The organism is Streptomyces sp. SID5910, from assembly GCF_009862125.1.
GTDB lineage: Bacteria > Actinomycetota > Actinomycetes > Streptomycetales > Streptomycetaceae > Streptomyces.
Genome location: NZ_WWHX01000046.1, coordinates 1 through 566, shown reverse-complemented (window position 1 = coordinate 566; position 566 = coordinate 1). Strand labels below are relative to the sequence as shown.

The 566-nt window shown below is 70.0% G+C and carries 1 protein-coding gene; it reads right to left on the bottom strand.

Going from position 1 to position 566, the window contains the following annotated elements; translation table 11 throughout:
- Positions 1-50: 50 nt before the first annotated feature.
- Positions 51-566: LuxR C-terminal-related transcriptional regulator (locus GTW67_RS01600; protein WP_161163002.1), on the bottom strand; the 516-nt coding region annotated here is incomplete at its 5' end.

The following is a 566-nucleotide window of genomic DNA, read 5'->3' as shown; positions in this document are numbered from 1 at the left end:
CGGGAAACCCCGCACCTCACGGTGCGGGGTTTTCTGCGTTTTCCCCTCTCTCAGCCCACCAGTTTTGTGTCGTACGCCAGGATCACCGCCTGGACGCGGTCCCGTGAGCCCGTCTTCGAGAGAATGCGGCCCACGTGGGTCTTCACCGTGGATTCGGCGAGGTGAAGGCGTTCCGCTATCTCCGTGTTGGTCCAGCCCTGGCCCATGACGCGGAGGATCTCGGTCTCGCGGTCGGTGAGGGAGGCCAGGCGGGGATCCGGGGCGCCGGGCGCTTCCGTGGCGGTCGGGAGGTGGTGGACGTAGGCGTCGAGGAGACGGCGGGTGAGGCTCGGGGCCACCACCGCGTCGCCGGACGCCACCGCGCGGATGCCGGAGAGCAGTTCCTCCGGCTGGGCGTCCTTCACCAGGAAGCCGGAGGCACCGGCACGCAGACCGGCGTAGGCGTACTCGTCCAGGTCGAACGTGGTGAGGATGAGGACGCGGGTGCGGTGGCCGGCGGAGACGACGCGGCGGGTCGCCTCGATGCCGTCCAGGCCGGGCATGCGGACGTCCATGAGGACGACGTC